The 22,673-nt window shown below is 45.2% G+C and carries 23 protein-coding genes; 9 read left to right on the top strand and 14 right to left on the bottom strand.

Going from position 1 to position 22,673, the window contains the following annotated elements:
* Nucleotides 1-66: 66 nt before the first annotated feature.
* The 3 genes from MSG35_RS14695 to gloB all read right to left on the bottom strand — a co-directional run bounded on the left by MSG35_RS14695 (nt 67) and on the right by gloB (nt 3,153).
* Nucleotides 67-753: a YIP1 family protein gene (locus MSG35_RS14695; RefSeq protein ID WP_017060727.1), complete on the bottom strand. Its 687-nt coding sequence runs from the start codon at nt 751-753 to the stop codon at nt 67-69.
* Complete coding sequence (locus MSG35_RS14690) at nt 750-2,324, bottom strand: LysM peptidoglycan-binding domain-containing protein (RefSeq protein WP_248384422.1); 1,575 nt, start codon at nt 2,322-2,324, stop codon at nt 750-752. The genes MSG35_RS14695 and MSG35_RS14690 overlap by 4 nt, the downstream gene beginning before the upstream one ends.
* Nucleotides 2,325-2,394: 70 nt before the next feature.
* A complete protein-coding gene (gene gloB, locus MSG35_RS14685) occupies nt 2,395-3,153 on the bottom strand; it encodes a hydroxyacylglutathione hydrolase (RefSeq protein ID WP_048664593.1) in 759 nt (252 codons plus the stop codon).
* A 53-nt stretch (nt 3,154-3,206) separates the two neighbouring features.
* On the opposite strand from gloB, the gene MSG35_RS14680 reads away from it, so the two are divergent.
* Nucleotides 3,207-3,989 (top strand): class I SAM-dependent methyltransferase, encoded by a 783-nt coding sequence (locus MSG35_RS14680; RefSeq protein WP_048661233.1) that lies wholly within the window; start codon nt 3,207-3,209, stop codon nt 3,987-3,989.
* A 119-nt stretch (nt 3,990-4,108) separates the two neighbouring features.
* Here the strand turns inward: MSG35_RS14680 and rnhA are convergent, their stop codons facing one another.
* Nucleotides 4,109-4,573 carry a ribonuclease HI gene (gene rnhA / locus MSG35_RS14675; protein WP_048661234.1) on the bottom strand — a complete coding sequence of 155 codons (465 nt, stop codon included), beginning with the start codon at nt 4,571-4,573 and terminating at the stop codon, nt 4,109-4,111.
* A 56-nt stretch (nt 4,574-4,629) separates the two neighbouring features.
* Between rnhA and dnaQ the strand changes: the two genes are divergently transcribed.
* The gene (dnaQ, locus tag MSG35_RS14670; protein WP_017060722.1) at nt 4,630-5,397 is read left to right on the top strand and encodes a DNA polymerase III subunit epsilon; all 768 of its coding nucleotides are present in this window, start codon (nt 4,630-4,632) and stop codon (nt 5,395-5,397) included.
* Between the two features lie 9 nt (nt 5,398-5,406).
* Nucleotides 5,407-6,654 (top strand): TIGR03503 family protein, encoded by a 1,248-nt coding sequence (locus MSG35_RS14665; protein ID WP_248384421.1) that lies wholly within the window; start codon nt 5,407-5,409, stop codon nt 6,652-6,654.
* Nucleotides 6,655-6,782: 128 nt separating this feature from the next.
* Here MSG35_RS14665 and fadE read toward each other — a convergent pair whose 3' ends face one another.
* Nucleotides 6,783-9,248, bottom strand: a complete 2,466-nt coding sequence (gene fadE / locus MSG35_RS14660) for an acyl-CoA dehydrogenase FadE (protein ID WP_248384419.1) — start codon at nt 9,246-9,248, stop codon at nt 6,783-6,785.
* A 328-nt stretch (nt 9,249-9,576) separates the two neighbouring features.
* Between fadE and lpcA the strand changes: the two genes are divergently transcribed.
* Nucleotides 9,577-10,152: a D-sedoheptulose 7-phosphate isomerase gene (gene lpcA / locus MSG35_RS14655; RefSeq protein WP_017063379.1), complete on the top strand. Its 576-nt coding sequence runs from the start codon at nt 9,577-9,579 to the stop codon at nt 10,150-10,152.
* A 67-nt stretch (nt 10,153-10,219) separates the two neighbouring features.
* Entirely contained in the window at nt 10,220-11,065 is an 846-nt protein-coding gene (locus MSG35_RS14650; RefSeq protein ID WP_050633987.1) for a class II glutamine amidotransferase, read from the top strand.
* A 107-nt stretch (nt 11,066-11,172) separates the two neighbouring features.
* On the opposite strand, the gene purN is transcribed toward MSG35_RS14650, so the two are convergent.
* Both purN and purM read right to left on the bottom strand, forming a co-directional pair.
* A complete protein-coding gene (gene purN, locus MSG35_RS14645; protein ID WP_248384418.1) occupies nt 11,173-11,847 on the bottom strand; it encodes a phosphoribosylglycinamide formyltransferase in 675 nt (224 codons plus the stop codon).
* A gap of 132 nt (nt 11,848-11,979) precedes the next feature.
* Nucleotides 11,980-13,020 (bottom strand): phosphoribosylformylglycinamidine cyclo-ligase, encoded by a 1,041-nt coding sequence (gene purM / locus MSG35_RS14640; RefSeq protein WP_008222945.1) that lies wholly within the window; start codon nt 13,018-13,020, stop codon nt 11,980-11,982.
* A 169-nt stretch (nt 13,021-13,189) separates the two neighbouring features.
* Here purM and upp point away from each other — a divergent pair, with 169 nt between their 5' ends.
* The gene (upp, locus tag MSG35_RS14635; protein WP_017060716.1) at nt 13,190-13,816 is read left to right on the top strand and encodes a uracil phosphoribosyltransferase; all 627 of its coding nucleotides are present in this window, start codon (nt 13,190-13,192) and stop codon (nt 13,814-13,816) included.
* 141 nt (nt 13,817-13,957) lie between these two features.
* Here upp and MSG35_RS14630 read toward each other — a convergent pair whose 3' ends face one another.
* Entirely contained in the window at nt 13,958-15,196 is a 1,239-nt protein-coding gene (locus MSG35_RS14630) for a uracil-xanthine permease family protein (RefSeq protein WP_050619933.1), read from the bottom strand.
* 278 nt (nt 15,197-15,474) lie between these two features.
* On the opposite strand from MSG35_RS14630, the gene MSG35_RS14625 reads away from it, so the two are divergent.
* Nucleotides 15,475-16,728, top strand: coding sequence for a DUF2066 domain-containing protein (locus MSG35_RS14625; RefSeq protein WP_248384416.1), 1,254 nt, complete (start codon nt 15,475-15,477; stop codon nt 16,726-16,728).
* A 110-nt stretch (nt 16,729-16,838) separates the two neighbouring features.
* Here MSG35_RS14625 and MSG35_RS14620 read toward each other — a convergent pair whose 3' ends face one another.
* The 4 genes from MSG35_RS14620 to MSG35_RS14605 all read right to left on the bottom strand — a co-directional run bounded on the left by MSG35_RS14620 (nt 16,839) and on the right by MSG35_RS14605 (nt 19,800).
* Nucleotides 16,839-17,276, bottom strand: a complete 438-nt coding sequence (locus tag MSG35_RS14620; protein WP_017060713.1) for a DUF2069 domain-containing protein — start codon at nt 17,274-17,276, stop codon at nt 16,839-16,841.
* The gene (gene wrbA, locus MSG35_RS14615; protein WP_065675253.1) at nt 17,273-17,866 is read right to left on the bottom strand and encodes an NAD(P)H:quinone oxidoreductase; all 594 of its coding nucleotides are present in this window, start codon (nt 17,864-17,866) and stop codon (nt 17,273-17,275) included. The genes MSG35_RS14620 and wrbA overlap by 4 nt, the downstream gene beginning before the upstream one ends.
* Nucleotides 17,867-17,872: 6 nt before the next feature.
* Entirely contained in the window at nt 17,873-18,223 is a 351-nt protein-coding gene (arsC, locus tag MSG35_RS14610; protein ID WP_050619930.1) for an arsenate reductase (glutaredoxin), read from the bottom strand.
* Nucleotides 18,224-18,345: 122 nt separating this feature from the next.
* A complete protein-coding gene (locus MSG35_RS14605) occupies nt 18,346-19,800 on the bottom strand; it encodes a M48 family metallopeptidase (RefSeq protein WP_050644964.1) in 1,455 nt (484 codons plus the stop codon).
* Nucleotides 19,801-19,978: 178 nt separating this feature from the next.
* Between MSG35_RS14605 and MSG35_RS14600 the strand changes: the two genes are divergently transcribed.
* The gene (locus MSG35_RS14600) at nt 19,979-20,218 is read left to right on the top strand and encodes a sulfurtransferase TusA family protein (protein WP_248384415.1); all 240 of its coding nucleotides are present in this window, start codon (nt 19,979-19,981) and stop codon (nt 20,216-20,218) included.
* Nucleotides 20,211-21,287 (top strand): AI-2E family transporter, encoded by a 1,077-nt coding sequence (locus MSG35_RS14595; protein WP_019821634.1) that lies wholly within the window; start codon nt 20,211-20,213, stop codon nt 21,285-21,287. Before MSG35_RS14600 ends, MSG35_RS14595 begins: the two co-directional genes overlap by 8 nt.
* Nucleotides 21,288-21,411: 124 nt before the next feature.
* Here the strand turns inward: MSG35_RS14595 and bcp are convergent, their stop codons facing one another.
* Entirely contained in the window at nt 21,412-21,882 is a 471-nt protein-coding gene (gene bcp / locus MSG35_RS14590) for a thioredoxin-dependent thiol peroxidase (RefSeq protein ID WP_050649614.1), read from the bottom strand.
* Nucleotides 21,883-21,894: 12 nt separating this feature from the next.
* Nucleotides 21,895-22,437: a glycine cleavage system protein R gene (locus MSG35_RS14585; RefSeq protein WP_017060705.1), complete on the bottom strand. Its 543-nt coding sequence runs from the start codon at nt 22,435-22,437 to the stop codon at nt 21,895-21,897.
* Between the last annotated feature and the right edge of the window lie 236 nt (nt 22,438-22,673).

Here is a 22,673-nt window from a genome sequence, read left to right as displayed (position 1 = left end):
TGGTTACGTTGGGAAATCTAACGGAACAATAGGCTAGAGAGTCTTCGCTAGCCTTATCTCTTCTACTTAAAAGATTAAAATGTAGAGCGCCCAGATTAGGTAGTAGCCAACCCATGGTAAGCCTGAAATCACAAGCGCTTGCCCGCGTTCAAACTCAGTCCACGTTAATACCGCAGCATAACCTAGCACGATGTACCATGGCAGAAGCAGTGGTAATGAGCTAGCAAATTGTGACCAATCATTAGTTAGCGGTAACTTGATCAAGCCATTTAAGCTGTTCAAGTCGGCAGCGTAGTTCATCACATGTCCATGCTTGAGTATCAGGCTTGCGTAGCTTGCTACATCACCTAAAACAGCTGGGAATATAACAACCGATGCCGCTGCAAACCATCGCCAAAAGCTGTGTTGGTGTTGGCTTGGCTTGGTTGCTAGGTTAAACCAGAATGCCAATAGAACAATGGTTAATGTTCGGCCAAATACGTCACTGATGATTTCACTTGCGAGTAAGGTATTGCTGTCAAGTAACGCCAATTGGTCAGGGTTCGTTTGAGCCAGTTGCTGCGATAGCTCTGCACTTAACCAGGCAAAATCTACATTCGAAAAATAAGCACCCCAAAATAAAAATGGGCTGAGCATTAATACGACGTAGGGTTGCCATCCCCAAGCACTTCGTTGATAAAGCGCTAAGAAACAAGCTGTTGGCGAACGGAATATATCCAACAGCATGACGAGTGGGTTACTTGACGGGTTCATACACTTACCTTAGTTACATCAACATACAGCTTCAGTTTTTGTCCTGGCTGTAGGTATTTCTTGTTCTGCAAAGTGTTCCATTTTACAACATCTGCACTTTTTACTTTGAACTTTGATGCAATACCGCTGACTGTGTCACCTGATCTCACGTTATAAAAGATCGTACGGATGATGGCGCCGTCTGAACCGTTCTTCCAAATGACCAGTTCTTGACCAACTCTAAGCGTGTCGCGTGGTCCCATGCCATTCCACTTAGCCAGTGATTGGTGAGATACCTTGTTTGCGCGTGCAATCGTCCATAGGCTGTCACCACTTCTTACAGTATGGCTAAGCTTATATTGACCACGACTCTTCGACTGTGTGCTTGCTAGGCGATTTGAGGCGCTTAGGGCGTATGTCTTGTCGTCTTTGGTGGATGTTGGGATAAGCAAGTGCTGGCCAATACGAATATTGTTGTTGCTCAAACCGTTCGCAGAGCGGATCACTTTGCTGGTGGTGTTATATTTGCTAGCCAGTACGCTAATGCTGTCACCAGATTGAACCTTGTAACGCACCAACTTCATACCTTTGCCTTTATTGGCAGCGACTTCTTTGTTGAATCTTTCAACTGAGTCTAAAGGAAGTAATAGTTGTTGGTGTTTCTCTGGCGCTGTCGCCCATTGGTTGTAAGCCGGGTTGTAACCTTGAAGTTCTTTGACAGGAATGCCTGCATAGTTCGCAGCAATGGCTAAATCAAGTTGTTCTTCTGGGTTAACCAGTGTCAGCACTGGCTTGTTCGGGATCGCCGGAATATCGATTCCATACTTTTCTTGGTTGGCAATGACATCAGCTAGAGCAAGCAGTTTTGGTACATAGCTGCTGGTCTCTTTTGGTAAGTCCAGAGAGAAGAAGTCGATTGGTTTACCCAACTTTTTGTTCTTACGGATTGCGCTGTTTACTCGACCACCGCCACTGTTATAGGCAGCAATCGCATGGTTCCAGTCGCCATCAAAACGTCGGTTAAGGTCTGATAAGAAATCCAATGCGGCGTCGGTAGAGGCGGCAACATCACGGCGGCCGTCATACCAAAAGTTCTGTTCAAGCCCGTAGTCTTTGCCTGTGCCTGAAATGAATTGCCATAGACCTGCAGCACTGCCATGAGAATAGGCAAATGCATCGAAAGAACTTTCTACAACGGGCAATAGGGCCAGTTCTAGTGGTAAGCCTTTTTCTTCAATCTTAGTGGTGATCAGATACAGGAAAGGTTCAGCACGCTTTGATACGGTTTTTAGATGACTCGGGTGCTTGAGGTACCAAGTTCGGTAGTAGTCGACCTTCTTTTGGTCTGGTACTTCCATTTCAAGTTGCATCGCAATGCGTTTCCAAACATCTTGTTGTGTTTGTGGAGTAACGACAGGTGCTTCAATTTTTTGATCTTCTTTGGCTGTGGCTTCTGATGAAACGTTCGCTTGAGAAACTTCTTTAGTAGGAGATGTGTTGGTTTGCTCGGAAGCTTGGTCTGGATTCTCTGACTGAGTTAATTGGCAACCAGAAAGTAGTAATACCAAAGCCCAGCTGTACTTAACTCGCATGTTACAGCCTTTTTAATTAACGGCCGATGATAATACTTGCCACCCCCTATGAGTGACAAGTCTGTATTTGTTAAAATTCGTTCTTCCACGCACGTAAAGCGGTGAATACCGATAAAGGATCGGTCTGCTCGGTGCGATTAGACACTGATTTCACTACACTTGGCTCGGTATAGCGCAAGAAGGGGTTCACAAACTTCTCTTGTCTCAAATTTGTGGGGATGGTCGACTTATTTTGAGCACGAAGTCGGTTCACTTGGTCGCGATATTGCTGCAAATGTTGGTTGTCAGGTTCAACCGCTAATGCGAAAGCGATGTTTGCGGCAGTGTATTCATGCGCACAATAAACTTCGGTTTCTTGAGGTAGCGCCGTGATCTTATTCAGTGCATCGAACATCTGTTGTGGTGTGCCTTCCATGATTCGGCCGCAACCCGCAGAGAATAGCACATCACCACAAAACAGTTTTGCATCACCCACATAACCAATATGACCCGCGGTGTGGCCACTGAGCCCTAGGACGAGGAATACTTCGTCAAACAGTTCTAATTGGTCACCATCATCGACTGGGTGAGTTAAGGTGGGGATTGGTTCATTCCTTGGACCCACGACATCAACGCCGGGAAATTGTCTAACTAGTTCTGGAACGCCACCAATGTGATCGTGGTGGTGGTGCGTAATCAAGATTGCATCTAAAGTTAGCTCATGGTGTGCTAAGTACTCTAATACTGGAGCCGCATCACCGGGGTCGACGACAGCACAACGGCGATCGCTATTTTCAATCAGCCAGATGTAATTGTCGTTAAATGCAGGTATGCTTTTGATATGTAACATTATTGGTTCTCCAGTCACTTTTAGTGCGACAGAATAAGTGAGACAGATTATTGATGAAGCCAGCACGTAGCAGAAAGAAGTTTGAACGTCCTTATACTTGGGCGCAATTGCACAATGGGGACTGGTTGAGAGAATCTATTCAAACTCGACTCGATGAGTGGTGCCCAAAGCTATTTGGTTACCATATGCTCAAGCTCGGTGGCCTCAGTAGTGAGATTTCTAGCTGCACATGCAACATTCAACATCAAGTAAACCTAGATATCCAGAACCCATTACATAATGTGATAGCGGATGGCTATAATTTGCCCTTTTTGGAGAAAAGCTTTGATGTTGTGGTGTTGAGTCATCAGTTAGATTATAGCAATGACCCACATCGCTTATTGAGAGAAGTTGATCGAGTCATGATGGACGATGGCTATATCATTATCACTGGCTTTAACCCGATTAGTGTCACTGGGCTTGCCAGTTTGATGCCTTGGCGAAAGAACAGTTTGCCTTGGAGTGGGCGCATGTACACGCCTAACCGAATAAAAGACTGGTTAGGGGTACTTAATTATGAAGTGATTCATTGTGACACCTACGCGCTGTTTCCGATGAGTAAGTATCAAGCGATGTGGACGTGGTTGGAGAACAGCTTAGGTGGATGTGCATCCTTCGCCGGAAGCCAATACTTTATTGTTGCACGTAAACGTACTTACCCGCTAAAACCTATCAAGCCACATTGGCACCTTAAGCGACGTTTCTCACCTGTTGGAGCAAGTTTTAGAACAAATACGCGTCGTACAATGGATTCAGCCAAAGCATCATATCCGCTAAAAACAGAAAAAGCCGACTAGTTGTCGGCTTTTTATCTACTAGTTCGGTTAAGAAACTATCAATTAATTTAAGGCGTTATCAATCAGTTTCAGGAACAATAAATCATTTTCTGAAATGTACGTCTAATTCAAAAAGACGATTAACTTGGCTGATAGCCCGTATCTTCTTTAGTCGGATTTTCCGCTGCGTTTCTTGCTAAATCATCACACATTTCGTTTTCTCTGTGTCCTGCGTGTCCTTTTACCCAGCGCCAATCAACGCTATGACGAGCGGTTTCTTTATCAAGCCTTTGCCACAGATCGGCATTTTTAACCGGTTTCTTGTCGGCTGTTTTCCAGTCACGCTTTTTCCAGTTGTGAATCCACTGTGTGATGCCTTGACGCACGTATTGGCTATCTGTGGTCAGAATCACAGAACAAGGCTCTTTGAGGGCTTGGAGAGCAACGACAGCGGCGAGCATTTCCATACGGTTATTGGTTGTTAGCGTGAAACCTTCTGCTAGCGTCTTCTCGACTTTTTTGTAGCGAAGTACGATGCCATAGCCGCCAGGACCAGGGTTGCCTAAACAAGAACCATCAGTGAAAATTTCAACTTGTTTCGTCATGATTTGATACTATTACCTCAAGCACATTATCGGCATAGTCTGACACAGTTATCCTTATGAATACCAGTAGCACTCCAGAACAAAGCACGAACGAAAAAAACAGTTCGAACGAAAATAAGCGCATTGTTGTACTCGATACCGAAACCACCGGTATGAATACAGAAGGTGGTCCTCACTATATGGGTCACCGCATCGTTGAAATTGGTGCAGTAGAGATCATCAACCGTAGGTTGACCGGGCGTCATTTTCACGTCTACATAAAACCTGATCGTGCGATTCAAGAAGAGGCGATTGGCGTTCACGGTATTACCGATGAGTTCTTGATTGATAAGCCTGAATATCAAGACATACATAAAGAGTTTCTCGACTTTATCAAAGGTGCGGAGCTGGTGGCTCATAACGCGCCCTTCGATACGGGCTTTATGGACTATGAGTTTGAGAAGCTCAACCCTGCGATAGGTAAAACGGATGACTACTGTAAAGTTACCGATACCTTGGCAATGGCGAAGAAGATATTCCCGGGTAAAAGAAACAACCTAGATATCTTATGTGACCGTTACGGTATCGATAACTCGCACCGTACTCTCCACGGCGCATTGCTCGATGCGGAGATCCTAGCCGACGTCTACTTATTGATGACGGGTGGTCAAACTTCGCTGCAATTTAACGCTGGTCAACAGGAAGGCGAAGCTGAAAGCATACGAAGAGTAGAAAGTGGTCGAAAATCCCTAAAGGTTTTACGAGCTACGGCCGATGAAGTAGAAGCGCATCAAAGTCGTTTAGATCTCGTCGAGAAAAGCGGAAGCTGCCTCTGGCGTCAGTAGGGAGAAAGTATGTTAAGGGTATTGGCTACCGGTTGCTTATTGCTGTTAAGCTTTGGCTTACATGCAGCAACCGAATCTGTAATGAGTTTATTGGACAACCGTTTTCGCGTTGATCCCAGTATTGAACAAGTCACCTTTGTGATTTATCGAGCCGATAATTCTAAACCTGTCGTTTTGGTTCGCCCTGATGGCAAGAAATACTACTCTTGGCGCAATGCTGATAATGTCCGTTGGTACGAAGAATCGTCCATGGACATTATCTCTATCGACAATCCGATGCCTGGCCCTTGGCAAGCGGTCGGTAAAGTTTCCCCTAAGAACAACATCAAGCTCCTGTCTCATCTAGTTTTGGATGCTAATGAGTTCCCAGATAAGTTGTATCAAACAGAACGCATCAAATTTACCGCTCGACTGACTTCTGATGGCAAGCCGCTGGTGCTGCGCGATTTTCTCGATCGCGTGAAGCTTAAGGTCACCTTTACTAAGTTTGTTGAAAACGAAGAGTCTTTGGTGAGAGAAGCGCGCCCGGTGCCGGTTGTGATGGGCGAGTTTGCCGACGATGGCGCTGATCGTGATGAAAAGGCTGGAAATGGTGTGTTCACGGTCTCTTTGCCAATTGATATCGAGCCTGGTAAATACCGAGCGCGTATTACCTCTGGTAATGGTGTGTTCTTGCGAGCGCAAGAGCAAGAAGTCTTGGTTTATCCAACACCGATCACTAGCACCTTCATTCAGTCACGAAAAGAGGGCTTACCTCATACTATTGTGGTGTCTGGTGAGCAGGGGATGATCGCACCGAGTTCGTTAGCGGTTCATGTTGAGCACAAGGCTCCTGATGAATATGTGATGTACAAGCAGGGGCAAGCTGAAGTCGACGCAATGAAAGTCGCTCTAGAGGTGCCTTACAATGGCGATTTGGGGATTTATAATTGGTCTGGGATGGTTTACGCCACTGATGCTTCAAGTCAGCGCCCGTTGATCTTTCCAATTACCGAGCAGTCGTACAGCGTTGTTGAAGATATCGACTTAGCAGAATCACGACGCCTTCAAGAAGAAGCACTTGCTGAACAGAAGCGTATCGCAACAGAGTTGATGATCCTTCAAAAACGTGAAGATGACAGACAGCGCAGTATGATCATTATTGCGGTGGGTAATGTGGTTGCGATTCTATTGGGTTTATTGATTTGGTTTGTGGTTCGTAAGGTTAAGGCGAAGAAAAAAGCATTACCTGAGATGCAGCTCAAGGCGCCCAAGTAACTAGCTTAGATGATTAGATTGTCTAGAGAGAATAAGCCGCTAGATAAAGCATTGGAATTTGTGGTAACGAAATCATGAAAAAAAAAACGGGACTCATAGGAGTCCCGTTTTTGTTTCTTTTTCTGGCCTTAAGCGACGTTATCAATCGATTGGTCCGGGTACTGAGACTTTGCTGCAAGCTCCTCAGGTGAGAAGTCATCTACGTTAATCGTGTACAATCTGTGTTCCTCTGCGCTAATCAGAAGATTTGCTTCGTCTTGCGTTAAGATACCTTTCTCAAGTCCCAACTGAGCAACAAGATCAAGTCGTAAGAAGGCACGTTTTTGATGTGTCTCTTTGCAGACTTTGTCGAATAGAGGTTCAGCTTGAAGAATCACTTCTAGCGCTTTTTCAATCTTACCTACTGGGTTGTATTCCGTTGCTTCTAGATATTGGCCGCGACCGATACGAGAACGTGTTTCGCTTGGTGTTTGTAGAATGTGCGCAACTTTGCTATCGAGCTTGTCGTTTGGAGCACGACGGATACGACCAAATGGCATTAGCACAACACGAAGCAGACGACCAATCACAGGGTTAGGGAAGTTCGCTAAGAACTCATCAATCGCCACTTCAGTCTGACGTAAGCTATCTTGCATACCCCAATGTACTAACGGTAGATCTTCAGCGTGGCTACCTTCGCTTTCAAAGCGCTTCAACGTTGCTGAACCGAGGTAAAGTTGACTTAAGATATCACCCAGTCTTGCTGATAAACGTTCTCTACGCTTCAGTGAGCCGCCTAGAACTGCCATTGAAATATCAGACAGTAGCGCCAGGTTTGCACTGTAGCGATTTAGCTGTTGGTAGTAACGCTGTGTCTGTTTATCGGTTTTATTTGAAGGTGTTGGCGCATCAGAACCACGGCCATCGGTTAAACCAAACCACAAGCTGCGGACTAGGTTACTCATCGTAAAGCTAACGTGTCCTGCTAACGCTGAATCAAACTTATCAAGCGCATCGCTGCTTTCAGAATAAGCCGCTTCCATTTCGTTAAGTACGTAAGGGTGACAGCGAATCGCACCTTGACCATAGATGATCATTGAACGAGTCAGGATGTTTGCGCCTTCAACGGTAATCGCAATTGGCGAGCCTTGGTAGCCACGAGCTAGGAAGTTCGATGGGCCTAAGCAAATACCTTTACCACCTACGATATCCATCGCATCAATGATGCTGCGTTGGCCGCGGTGCGTACAGTGGTACTTAACGATTGCAGAGATAACCGAAGGCTTTTCGCCAAGGTCGATACCTGCGACGGTTAGATTACTTGCAGCGTCCATTACATAAGCGTTACCTGCCAGGCGTGCAAGTGGCTCTTCAACCCCTTCCATACGACCAATAGGCTGTTTAAACTGACGGCGGATACGAGCGTAAGCGCCTGTTGCGAGCGCAGCAGACTTAATGCCACCTGTTGAGTTTGAAGGCAGTGTGATACCACGACCAACCGACAGACACTCAACCAGCATACGCCAGCCTTGACCAGCCATTTTCTGGCCACCAATGATGAAATCGATAGGCACGAAGATATCGTCACCTTGCGTTGGACCATTCTGGAAAGGTACGTTTAGTGGGAAGTGGCGGTTGCCAATCTCTACGCCTTTTAAATCCGTTGGGATAAGCGCACAAGTGATACCAAGATCTTTTTGATCGCCAAGCAGGCCATCCGGGTCACGAAGTTTAAAAGCTAAGCCTAAAACGGTCGCGACAGGCGCGAGAGTAATGTAACGCTTGTTCCAAGTTAGGCGCATGCCGAGTACTTCTTCGCCTTGCCAGTCGCCTTTACATACCACACCGTAATCTGGGATAGAGCCTGCATCTGAACCGGCTTCTGGGCTAGTCAGAGCAAAACAAGGGATCTCTTTACCTTCCGCTAGGCGAGGCAAGTAGTGGTTTCTTTGTTCTTCGGTACCGTAGTGTTGTAAAAGCTCACCAGGGCCTAATGAGTTAGGTACGCCAACCGTAGATGACAATACACTAGAAACACCCGTTAGCTTCTGTAGAACCAAAGATTGAGCGTAAGCTGAGAACTCTAAGCCGCCGTATTTTTTCTTGATGATCATGGCGAAGAATTTATGGTCTTTCAGGTATTGCCATACTTCTGGTGGCAAATCAGCAAGCTCATGTGTCACTTGGTAATCATTGACCATTTCACACACGGTATTTACTGGGCCATCTAAAAACGCTTGCTCAGTTTCAGAGAGCTTAGGGTCAGCAATGTCCTGAAGCTTCTTCCATTCAGGTTTGCCTTTGAACAGCTCTGCTTCCCACCATACTGTGCCAGCTTCTAGTGCTTCTTTTTCTGTCTGAGACATCGCCGGTAGAACTTTCTTAAATAAAGAGAGTGCTTTTTGGCTGATTAGGGTCTGACGAATGGTAGGTACAGCAAAGATCGCAACCGCTAACAGGTAGCAAAGCCAGCCAGTAACAGCCACGCCGCCAAACAGTGTTAATACTACCATTGCGCCGGTTAATACAACTAATGCACGTACCAGACTAACTCTATGGTAAAGACAGACGCCTAAGATGGCGGTCATGCCGAGTAGGGAGAGCAATATGTTCATGATCGATTTCCTTTTCAGAGATCACTTATTGTTATTAAGTTTTAGGTAAGAGGTCTAACCAGTTAAGTGTAAACAAAATATTAAATATTTGTAAAACTCCAAAGTGAATAAAAAGTGATCTCAATAGAGTTAAAGTTCTAATTGTGAGAGGTTGGTGGCGAATATTTGGACGGATTTACAACGACAAGTTAATTAAGGTGGCAATCTTTGGGCTTAAGTGTCGACACTATTTCATGTTTGTGGGTAAACTCAGCTATAAAGAGGGGAAAACCCTCAGTTCTAATTTCGCGTACTTTAAGTTACGTCAAAAAAATAAGAGATAAGCCTTATGTACCAAGACCTAATCAAAAGTGAATTAAACGAAGCTGCTGACGTTCTGAATAAGTTCTTGAGTGATGACCATAACATCGCTCAAATTGAAGCGGCGGCAAAACTGATTGCTGACTCATTCAAGCAAGAGGGCAAAGTGCTTTCTTGTGGTAACGGTGGTTCACACTGTGATGCAATGCACTTTGCGGAAGAGCTTACTGGCCGATACCGTGAAAACCGTCCAGGTTACGCTGGTATTGCGATTTCAGATCCAAGCCACTTGTCTTGCGTGAGTAATGATTTTGGCTACGACCACGTATTTTCTCGTTATGTAGAAGCGGTAGGTCGTAAAGGTGATGTGTTGTTTGGTCTGTCGACTTCAGGTAACTCTGCCAATATTCTAAAAGCGATTGAAGCTGCTCAAGCTAAAGGAATGAAGACGATTGCATTGACGGGTAAAGATGGCGGCAAAATGGCGGGTTGTGCTGATATCGAAATCCGAGTGCCACACTTTGGTTACGCAGATCGCATCCAAGAGATTCACATTAAGATCATTCATATTGTGATTCAGCTTGTTGAAAAAGAGATGGAATAATAGTTTTACAGACATTTGGAGCCCTGGTTTGTGGCTCCATTGGTTTTAATAGGGAGTAGATTAAACCATGTGTGAATTGCTCGGTATGAGCGCGAATGTGCCAACTGATATTTGTTTTAGCTTTACTGGTCTTATGCAGCGTGGAGGCAATACTGGCCCGCACCGCGATGGCTGGGGTATTACCTTCTATGAAGGAAAGGGTTTTCGTACATTTAAAGATCCTAACCCTAGCTGTGAATCTAAGATCGCTGAGTTGGTTCAAAACTACCCAATTAAAAGCCAAGCCGTTGTCAGTCATATCCGTCAAGCGAACCGTGGTGGTGTTAATCTAGAGAATACACACCCTTTTACTCGTGAGCTTTGGGGGCGATACTGGACCTTTGCTCACAATGGTCAATTAACGGATTACGACGATCTGATTAGTGGTCGTTTCAGACCGGTTGGCGAGACAGACAGTGAGCTCTCGTTCTGTTGGCTACTCAAACAACTTGAAGAGCGTTTCCCTGAGCCACCTCAAGATATGGAAGGTATGTTTCGCTTTGTGGCTGAGTGTTGTGACAAGCTGCGTGAGAAAGGCGTTTTCAACATGTTACTCAGTGATGGTGAGTATGTGATGACGTACTGCACCAACCATTTGTACTGGATAACAAGGCGCGCACCTTTTGGTAAAGCGAGCCTGATTGATGAAGATGTTGAGATAAACTTCCAGGAAGAAACTACGCCTAATGATGTGGTTACAGTGGTGGCAACTCAGCCTCTAACAGACAATGAAGAGTGGTTTAGAATGAAGCCGGGCGAATATGCGCTGTTTCATTTTGGTGAGCTGATTGGAAACAATCATAAAGCGTTGGAAGATGTCGCTTATGCGCCGAAGAAGGTAGCAAGCCAAGCGCCAACTGAACCATTGAGCTGAGCTAAGTATCCCGAATAGTATTATTTGAACCCTATAAAAAAGGCCGCTTACTGAACTAATGAATCAGTAAGCGGCCTTTTTTGGGATTTGATTTAGTTTCTGAAGAATTACTCTTCTGCGTAACCGTGTTTACCTAATGCCTTACCGTCTAAGACAGCTTGCCCGTTTAGCATTGATAAACGATCTTCGGCGAACCATTTACAGACCATAGGGTAAATGCAGTGTTCTTGGGTAAGCACTCGGCTTGCCAGCATACCAGCATCATCATCTTCAAATACCGGTACCTTAGCCTGTAAGATCACAGGACCACCATCAAGTTCTTCGGTCACAAAGTGGACACTAGTTCCATGCTCTTTATCTTGTGCATCAATGGCACGCTGGTGGGTGTGTAGGCCTGGGTATTTAGGTAACAGGGAAGGGTGGATGTTGACCATTTTTCCCGCATAGTGACGAACAAACTCTGAACTCAGGATACGCATGTATCCCGCAAGTACGATTAAATCGGGTTGGTATGCATCAATCTGAATCATCAATTCATGATCGAACTCTTCACGTGAAGCAAAGTCTTTTGGATTCACTGAATGTGCGTCAACACCTGCGGTTTTCGCTCGTTCTAATCCAAAAGCCTCTGTTTTGTTTGAAAAGACAGCCTTAACTGAAGCATCAATCATATTGTTATCACAAGCATCCAAAATTGCCTGTAAGTTACTTCCGCTTCCTGAAACTAACACAACGATGTTTTTCTTAGAGTGACTGGTTTTATTTGAGTGATTGTTTTTCATAGAGTGGGTCATACGATTGATTAACGGAACTGTTTACAATGTACCTACATAAACTAAGGTTTTCTGCGGGCTAAATAGCAAAATGAGGACCATTAGGTCCTCATTGATTAACTAAGTAAGTGAGCGTATCACTTATTTGATTTCAACTTGCTCTTCGCCAGCTTCAGCGTTTGCGATCTCACCGATAACCCAAGCGTTTTCGCCTTCAGCTTTCAGTAGTTCAACAGCAGCGTCTGCTTGATCTTTAGGTAGAGCAACAACTAGGCCTACACCACAGTTGAAAGTGCGGTACATTTCAAATGTCTCCACGTTACCTTTCTCTTGTAGCCAGTTGAAGATAGCAGGCCATTCCCAGCTCTTGCCATCAATGACTGCTTTAGTACCTTCAGGAAGTACGCGTGGGATGTTTTCCCAGAAACCACCACCTGTGATGTGTGAGATAGCATGAATGTCATGCTCTGCAATCATCTTAAGTGCCGATTTGATGTAAATCTTAGTAGGTTCTAGTAGGTGCTCACCGATAGTGCGACCTTCTAGTTCTTCACTCTTATCAGCACCAGAAACTTCTAGGACTTTACGAATTAAAGAGTAACCGTTTGAGTGTGGACCACTTGAGCCAACAGCGATAAGTGCGTCGCCTGCTGCTACTTTAGTGCCGTCAATGATGTCAGCTTTTTCTACAACACCAACACAGAAGCCAGCTACATCGTAGTCGTCGCCTTCGTACATGCCTGGCATTTCAGCAGTTTCACCACCGATTAGTGCACAGCCAGCTTGAACACAGCCTTCAGCAATACCAGAAACAACGTCTGCTGCTGTATCTACATCTAGCTTACCTGTTGCGTAGTAGTCTAAGAAGAATAGCGGCTCACCACCTTGAACGATTAAGTCGTTCACACACATTGCCACTAGGTCGATACCAATGGTGTCGTGTTTTTTCAGATCCAAAGCAAGGCGAAGTTTAGTACCAACACCATCAGTACCTGAGACAAGTACCGGCTCTTTGTATTTCGTTGGAAGTTCACATAGGGCGCCAAAGCCACCAATACCGCCCATTACTTCAGGGCGACGAGTGCGTTTAACAGCACCTTTGATACGGTCTACTAGTGCATTACCTGCGTCGATATCAACACCAGCGTCTTTGTAGCTTAGAGAAGAAGTATTACCACTCACGGGATAGTCCTCGAACTTAAGTTGGATGTGAAAACGGCGCTATTCTAACAGGGCTTGATTACCAAGAGCAAACGTTTGCGCGGTTTTTTTTATTAGAATAAAGATTCTGAAATAACCTTAGAGTTCGTGTATAATCTACAGGTTTGTTTAAATATTGCCGGAGTTGGAAATGAAAGTTGTTGAAGTGAAACACCCGCTAGTAAAACATAAAATTGGCCTGATGCGTGAAGGTGAGATTAGCACTAAGCGTTTTCGTGAGCTAGCGACAGAAGTGGGTAGCCTTCTAACATACGAAGCGACATCAGACTTTGAAACTGAGCGTGTGACGATTAACGGTTGGAACGGTCCAGTAGAAGTTGACCAAATTAAAGGTAAAAAAGTAACGGTAGTGCCAATCCTACGTGCTGGTCTAGGCATGATGGACGGCGTTCTTGAGCACATCCCAAGTGCACGTATCAGCGTTGTTGGTATCTACCGTGACGAAGAAACACTTGAGCCAGTACCATACTTCAACAAGCTTGCATCTAACATCGATGAGCGTATTGCTCTAGTGGTAGACCCAATGCTTGCGACAGGTGGTTCTATGATCGCGACTATCGACCTGATGAAAGAGAAAGGTTGTAAGCACTTTAAGATTCTTGTGCTTGTTGCTGCTCCTGAAGGTATCGCTGCTCTAGAAAAAGCGCACCCAGATGTTGAGCTTTACACGGCTGCAATCGATGAGAAGCTAAACGACAAGGGCTACATTGTTCCTGGTCTTGGCGATGCTGGCGATAAGATCTTCGGTACTAAGTAATTCGGTTTCAGCTTAAGTGACTCTAAACAGTTCCTTAACTCGCTGAATTAACCGTATTAATAAAAAGGGAGAGCATTCGATGCTCTCCCTTTTTTGATCTTGTTAGGTTGTGATTCTTTTGAATCTAGCCTTATCGATTCATTAATCGATTTGAGCTTTATCTACCACAGTGTTGTCACCTAGCTCATCTGGAAGTACTAGGTTAAGTAGAATCGCTACGATGCCACATAAGCTTACGCCCTGTAGGCTAAAGTCACCGATGCCAAATGCCATGCCGCCAATACCGAAGACTAACGTAATGCCCACAATCACAAGGTTGCGTGACTTGTGCAGGTCAACTTTGTTTTGAATTAGAGTATTCAAGCCTACGGTTGCGATAGAACCAAACAGTAGAATCATGATGCCGCCCATTACAGGAACCGGAATCGTTTGAAGTAGTGCGCCTAGCTTGCCAACCAACGCCAGAACGATGGCGGTTACCGCAGCCCAAGTCATGATCACTGGGTTGAATGCTTTGGTCAGCATTACTGCGCCTGTTACTTCACTGTACGTAGTGTTTGGTGGCGCGCCCAGCATAGAAGCAGCAATTGTTGCCACACCGTCACCAGTGATTGTGCGGTGTAGGCCAGGCTTCTTAAGGTAGTCTTTACCGGTCACGTTAGAGATAGCAAGCATGTCACCTACGTGCTCAACAGCAGGTGCAATCGCAACAAATACCATAAAGAAGATCGCGTTGATGTTGAACTCTGGCGCTGTGAAGTTTGGCAGTGCTAACCAAGATGCTTGCGCTACTGGTGTGAAGTCGACTGCGCCATAAACTAAGCTAGTGATGTAACCCGCGACAATACCACCGAAGATTGGCAGTAGCTTAAGGAAGCCTTTAGAGAACACACTGATGACAATGGTCACTAACAGTGAAATCGAAGAGATCCACAGTGCAGCGTCTGCATCAACAAGCTGAACCGCGCCATCGCCTGTCTTACCTAGCGCCATGTTAACCGCAACAGGCGCAAGGCCTAAACCGATAACCATGATCACAGGGCCAACCACGACAGGTGGAAGCAGTTTATGGATGAAGCCAACGCCACGAACTTTAATTAACGCGCCCATTAGTACATACACAACACCCGCCGCCATAAGGCCGCCCATGGTTGCACCTACACCCCAAGTTTGAATACCAAACATGATAGGCGCGATGAATGCGAAAGAAGACGCTAAGAAGATTGGCACTGAACGGCGTGTAATAAGTTGGAATAAAAGGGTACCGATACCTGCGCCAAAGAGTGCAACGTTAGGATCAAGTCCTGTTAGTAGCGGCACGAGTACAAGCGCACCAAAAGCTACGAACAGCATTTGCGCACCTTGCAAAGCATTTTTCATGATATGTCCTTAAAAATGGTCGTTATATGAAAAGTGAAAAATAAAATTCGCGGGATTCTATCACTTAGCAATCGATTGCTACACCAGATAGATCAAATTTATTTATCTTAGTGATGTTTTATATCCATCTAAGCCCTAGAAATTCAGTTTATAAGTGAGCGATTTATCATGGCCAGGTGATATTTTGTGGTTATTAAACACAGTGGGCGCTATCGACCTTGCCCCTCAATCCATAGTTGCTTATCATCTAGGCACAAGATTTGAATATTAGGATCAGTATGCGCTACATAGCATTGTTGTTGATGGGACTATTAGCCTCTCCGAGTTATGCCTTAACTCAAGTAGATATTTTTAGTGCTGAAGTTGCGATTAACGCTGAAGACAAACAGCCAGAACAAGTGGCAAGAAATACAGGTATGGAGCAGGTATTGATACGTGCGACTGGCCAAACTGATGTCGCTTCGAATGAGACGATTCAAAAGGCGATGCGCAAGAGTTCGCAATACATGTCTCAAATGAGTTTTGGCGAAAGCAATGACCAATCAACGTTGCGTATGCGCTTTAACGGTGCTCAAATCCGTTCTCTGTTGACTCAAGCACAGTTACCTTACTGGCCTGACACGCGTTCAAACATCCTTGTTTGGCTGGTGGAAGAGGACAACTACGACAAGAACATCGTATGGGAACACTCTAACTCAGAGTTAGCAGCTAGCTTACAAGCGAACGCAAAAGAGCGTGGCTTGCCTCTAACACTGCCTGTGGGTGACTTTGACGATATTACGGGTATTGCGACTTCTGATTTGTGGGGTAGCTTTGTTACGCCAATCAGTAAAGCGAGCCAGCGTTATCCTGTTGATGCTGTGTTGGTGATAAAGGCTCAATCTTCAGGCCTACGTTGGGCTCTATACGATCAAAAGCCAAGTCAATTGACGAGTGCACCAACATCGCCTGTAAGTGGTTCACTATCGGGTAACAGCGACACGACTTCTAAGAAGTTAGTTGACCAAATCAGTAACTACTACGCAGGCAAAAGTGCTGTGACGGTAGCGAGTGAGTCATCAGAATCGATTTTAACGCAGTTTATTAGCCTGAATAATGCTCAAGACTTCTTCCAGTTGGAGAACGCACTGAAGCGTCTAAACTCGGTGGCAAGCCTAGATATTCTGAAGATTCAGAACAACGAAGTCACTTTCCGAATTCACTTATTGTCGACTCAACAAGAGTTTGAGCAAGAAGTCGCAAGTATTCGTCAAGTTGCGAAGGTTGAAGAATCTTACATTGAGCCTGAAGTGAGTCCTGAATTTGAAACTCAAGACAACACAATGTCTGTCGGTGATGATTCAACAGACGCTGCTGAAGTCGTTGGTGACGAAACTGACTCAGGCGTACAAGTGATTAAGGGCAACGAGGTATCTGAGGATGCTGAGCTAACGCCTGACACAACGTTAGAGGATTCTAGTACAGAAGATCTAACCATCACTGCGCCAGTACATGCTAAGCCAAGCTTGGTATACGAGTGGGTTCGCTCATAATTGTCAGCTGACATGACTGATTGAAATGAAAACATGAAAAAAGCCCTGCAAGAGCAATCTTGCAGGGCTTTTTGTTTGTAAGCGGTCAGCTTAAAAGCATGGGTTCTATATTATTGCTCGAACTTAGCTTTCTCTCTCTTTTCTACTTCGGAAAGACGCTTCAACTTGATACCTAACTCTTTGGCTCTAAAGCGAGTAAATAAGATATTGCCCGCGAAACCTAGAGTCGTCAGGAGCAGTTCTACCGCCGCTAACAAGCGTTCACCATCGTCTACATACAAAATAGTTAATGCGTGTAGGAAATAGAGCATCAAAACGAAATTTGCCCAAGCGTGCGTATAAGGCTTACCTGCTAAAATTCCCGGCAATGGCAGTAACAACGGGATAGCCCAAGCAATCGCCAGTGTGACATTACTGAGATGAGGGTGCGGTGAAAGCGTCATCTGCCAAGCCACCACCCAGAATAACAGCGACAAGTTGCCCGCTAAAGCAAGGTAGCGAAATAGCTTGGTTTTGGGAGACATGGCCTTCTCTGGCATATACATCATTGATAAATTCCCTTTTGGTTTAACGCTATGCGCGCTAGGCGTTTACCTAGGTTTTGCGCCAACTCAATCTCTTCTTTGCTAAGCGAAGCGCTCTCTCCAGTACTGCTTGCACCATAAGGCGTACCACCGGTTTGCGTGGTGTGCAGTGCAGGCTCTGAGTAGGGGATGCCCACGACTAACATGCCGTGATGAAGCAGGGGCAACATCATGCTTTGTTGTGTCGTCTCTTGACCACCATGCAGTGAAGAAGAAGAGGTAAAGACACAAGCTGGCTTATCGATGAGATCACCATTGATCCACATTGATGTCGTGCTATCCCAAAAGTGCTTCATTGGCCCAGCCATGTTGCCAAACCAAACCGGACTGCCTAGCGCCAAACCATCACAAGATCGAAGCTCTTGTAACGAGGCAATAGGATCGGTTGGTTGATAACGCGAATCAGGCTGTTCTTCTACTGTGTACACGTCGTTCACCGTTCTTAGCATGGCTTCGCAGTTCGGGATAGATTCAACCCCTCGTGCAATCTGCCTTGCTAGAGCTTGTGTGTTGCCGTGGCGACTGTAGTAAAGAACAAGAATGTTAATGCTCATATTGGATTACAGAATCTCTAGCACTTGCTCTGGTGGACGACCAATTTTTGCTTTGTTGTTCGCGACAACCACTGGGCGCTCAAACAGTTTTGGATTGGTTGCCATCGCGGCGAAAAGATCTTCATCAGTAACCGAAGCATCACCAAGGTTTGCTTCTTTGTAGTCTGCTTCTTTGGTGCGCATCATGTCGCGAACACTCTCAAAACCAAGCTGAGTGAATAGTACTTTCAGCTGTTCAACTGTTAACGGAGTCTCTAGGTATTTGATTACCTCTGGCTGTACGCCGTTTTCCTGAAGCACTTCTAGAGTTTGACGGCTCTTTGAGCAGCGTGGGTTATGATAAATCACGACAGACATGGTTCTTCCTCATTATTATTTTTGATTTAATTGTTTAGCTGAAGCCACCAGAGGTGACTTCTTTTTTGTGTAACGTTGAGCTTTCTTTTTATTCAGGTAACGAGCTGTTATCAGTAAACATACTATTGTAGCGATAAGAAGCGTTCTCGTTGAATCATCAGCTGATCAATTCGAGCGTCGTAGCGTGCTTGTTTTAGGCTTCCTAATTCTGCGATTTGGCTTGCTTGCGTGTAGTACTGAATCGCTTTGTTCCAGTTGGCTTGCAGAGCCAAAATTTCTGCACGAGCAGCCAGTTCTTCGTCGCTATTACCAAGGCTCGTATTTACTTTAGAAAGTAAGTGCCAGCCATTGGTGTCGTTCGGATTATCGTGGGTGTAACGTTGCAATACGCGAACGGCTTCCTGTAGATCTTCATTTTCAATCAGTGCATTGGCGTAGTTAATGGTCAGAACCGGGTTGTTTGGTTGACGAACCAGTGCCGATTTAAGTTCTTTAATTGCAACCTCAGGTTGTTTCTTCTCGATGTGCAGATCAGAAATAGCATCTAGATAAAACAGGTTGGTTGGGTCGCTGTTAATCAGCTTGTTCAGGATGGGCTCTGCTTTGTCTAATTTTTTGGAATCTAGGTAAACTAGTGCTTGGCCATATTCTAGTGACGGAACCAAAGCTTTAGGGGCTTTCTTTAGCTGACGCTCAAACCAATCAAGAGCAGCATCATTATTAATACCAGCATAGCGAGCAACAATGCGAGCTCTTGCTAGGTGGTAGTCCAGAGACGGAGCCAGTTTCAGTGGCGGGTAACTACGAGCACGAGCACGTGAATCGGTAATTCGGTCTTCTGGTAATGGGTGAGTCAGTAGCATGGGCGGTGGTGTGCTCGCATAGCGGTATTCATCAGCTAAACGGCCAAAGAAACGTGGCATCGCATTCACATCAAACCCAGCTTTTGCTAGCGTGTTGATACCAAAGCGGTCGGCTTCTTTTTCATTACTACGTGTGTAGTTGATTTGGCTTTGCATATTACCCGCAGTCGTTGCCGTTAGGGCTGCAATGCCGGCTTCAGGGGCAGCAATCGCGAGCAATACAGAGGCCGCAAGGGCTGCAATGGTTGCTGGAGAACGGCGCGCTTGATCTTCCATACTACGTGCTAAGTGACGTTGGGTTACGTGCGCGATTTCGTGCGCTAATACTGAAGCCAATTCACTTTCAGATTGTGCATGCAGGAATAGACCTGAGTGCAAAGCAACGTAACCACCAAAGAAAGCAAAGGCGTTGATGTTGCGGTCACGGATCATAAAGAACTGGAAAGGTGTCTTTACATCATTTGCGTTCGCGACTAGACGATGGCCAAGCGTATCAATATACAGGTTTAGAACTGGGTCGTTTACGATAGGCTGGCTGCTTCTGATGATGCGCATGTAGGCATCACCATAGATAAGCTCTTGGTCGATAGTGAGTGTGCCGCCAGCAGCGGTACCGATATCTGGTAGCTCCAAACTATTGGTATTCGCCATAGTTGGGGTGCTTAATGTAGCTGCGATGCATAAGCAAGCAATTGAGCGAGCGCGTTTAAACATATTAGTCAGTAATACTCCGTTTCTTCTGACAGTAAGACAAGTGCAATGCAAATTGGTTCTTTATCTGATTTAACCTTTGCCAAGTGCGTGCGCTATCATGAAGGAAGATGAATGAATGATGGCGCGTTTTCAAAAACAGATTACAATACGACCCTTATAATAAGCATCGAGCTCAAGAATGACACCTAATATTCTAGATTTACGCCAAGAGCGCTGTCCAATGGCGCTATTATTAGCCAAGCGTCACAGTGTAAAGTTAGAAGTAGGGCAATCATTGTCAATTTATGTTTCTGATAACAGCTCAATGAAAGATATTGTTACTTTTTTGTCTAAGCAAACCTATGACGTCATCACTGAGGTTTGCTCTAATTACCATCATCTCCTCGTCACTAAAAAGGAATCGCAGTCAGATGCTTGAAATGGTCAATCGTTGGTATAAACGACGTTTCTCTGATCCCCATGCTGTCAGTTTGGTTGCCATCATTCTCTTCGGCTTTATTACGATCTACTTCTTTGGTCACCTAATTGCACCACTCTTGGTTGCGATTGTGTTGGCTTATTTGCTTGAGTGGCCTGTTACCCAACTTCAAAGACTCGGTGTTCCAAGAACGCCCTCGGTGATGTTGGTGATCATGATGTTCTTTAGCGTGATGCTACTTGCGATCTTTGGCTTGGTACCAACCATTTGGGAACAAGTAGGTAACCTAATCAATGACATCCCAAGCATGTATGGCAGTTTACAAAACTTCATTGCAACGATACCTGAACGCTATCCAGAATTAGCCAACCTGCAGATCGTTGAGTCCATTATGTCTAACGCCAAGAATAAAGCGTTAGGTTTTGGTGAAAGTGTTGTCAAAGGCTCTCTTGCTTCTCTTGTGAGCTTAGCGACCTTGGCGGTTTACTTGATTCTTGTACCACTGCTTATCTTCTTCTTGTTAAAAGACAAAGAAGAGATGATCAGAATGGCGAGCGGTGTACTTCCTCGAAATCGTCGTTTAGCGACCAAAGTATGGGAAGAGATGAACCAGCAAATCTCGAACTATATTCGCGGTAAAGTCTTAGAGATTTTAATCGTTGGTGGTGTCAGCTACGTAACCTTCGCGATTCTGGATCTGCGCTATTCAGTCTTGTTGGCTGTCGCGGTTGGTTTCTCGGTACTAATTCCTTATATCGGTGCGGCAGCTGTGACTGTTCCGGTGGCGATCGTTGGTTTGTTCCAATGGGGATTAGAGCCTCAGTTTTACTGGCTGCTTCTCGCTTACGGTATTATCCAAGCGCTAGATGGCAACGTGCTCGTTCCGGTTCTTTTCTCTGAAGCGGTGAACCTGCACCCAGTGGCTATTATTGTTGCCGTGTTAGTGTTTGGTGGACTGTGGGGATTCTGGGGCGTGTTCTTTGCTATCCCGTTGGCAACGTTAGTTAAGGCGGTTTGGAATGCCTTACCGAGTCACGCATTAGACGATGACCCCGAACATCAAAAGTAATTGATCTTGTTATAGAAAAAGGCCGAACATCCATGATGTTCGGCCTTTTTGCTCTTAGCTTAATGAGTGTTGCTATTGCCTTAGAGAGTGGTGAATCTAAGTCATTAACTCACTCAAATAGCCCTTAAGCTTCTTGATTGAAGTAATCTAGAACCACTTCGTGGTGAGTCTTAGTCTTGAACTTGTTGAAGACGTGTTCAATCTGGCCTTCTTCATCAATTAGGAAGCTAATACGGTGCAGACCATCGTATACTTTACCCATGAATTTCTTCTCGCCCCAAACACCAAACTGTTCAGCAACGCTGTGGTCTTCATCAGATAGCAGGGTGAAGTTTAGAGATTTCTTCTCAACGAAGTTTGGTAGACGTTTTACTGGGTCAACACTCACACCTAGAACAACCACGTTTAGTTCATCAAGCTGTGCTTTGATATCACGCAGGCCTTCCGCTTGCACAATACAACCTGGAGTCATTGCTTTTGGGTAAAAATAGAAAAGTACTTTTTTACCTTTGAAGTCACCAAGAGATACGATATTGCCATCTTGATCTGGAAGAGAAAAAGCAGGTGCTGGAACACCAGCCGTTAGCGTATTCATGACATTTCCTTTTTAAAGACTGTTTTTGATAAAGTTGAGCGAGCCTTGGACTGATAGGCTCTGACACAGCGAATCGAATTCTTCTTGTAGCTGCATCAAGTTACATTCTGATTGCACAGAAGCGGTAATAGAGATATGGAATTGGTCGTTATCGAGTTGAACCTTAGACTTATTGATGGTTCGTGCACTTAACGAATCGAGGCCGATGTTTCGGTCTGCGAAGAACTGGGTAAACTGCTCAGTAAGTCCGATTTTATCGTCTGACTCAACGAACACCTCTACTGTGTAAGAGTTCTCAATAACATCATGAGTTGAGGTTCGCTTCATAATCGTAATCAAGTCGTGCTCTTGTCCAAGCAAGGGCAAGGTGGTTTCAACGCGGGTAATGTTGTTTGCCTTTCCAGACAGCAGCATGATAAGCGTAAATTCTTCGCCAAACAGGGCGATACGGCTATCAATAATGTTACAGCCTGATTGGGTGACTAAATGAACCACTTGGTTGCATACACCTGGGCGATCAGTGCCCACAGCTGTGATTACTAGATGTTGAGTCATAAAATCACGTCTCTTTATATTCCATTGATTCACGCATGTTAGCACAGTTAGCTCGTGGAATAAGCGTGCGGGCGGGGCTTTTTATGAGCGACCTTGCTTCGAACATGCAACCAATGATAAGAATATCGAGCGCGTTAAAAAATGAGATAGAGCGATGAGAGCACAGCTTACTTGTTACTGACATCCAGTGATGTGCTATCCGCTAGATTGAGTGCAGGTTACCCAAATTTTAGGTA

It is taken from the genome of Vibrio sp. 1CM23M, assembly GCF_023161755.1.
GTDB lineage: Bacteria > Pseudomonadota > Gammaproteobacteria > Enterobacterales > Vibrionaceae > Vibrio > Vibrio coralliirubri.
This window is presented reverse-complemented; position numbering and strand designations above follow the sequence as displayed.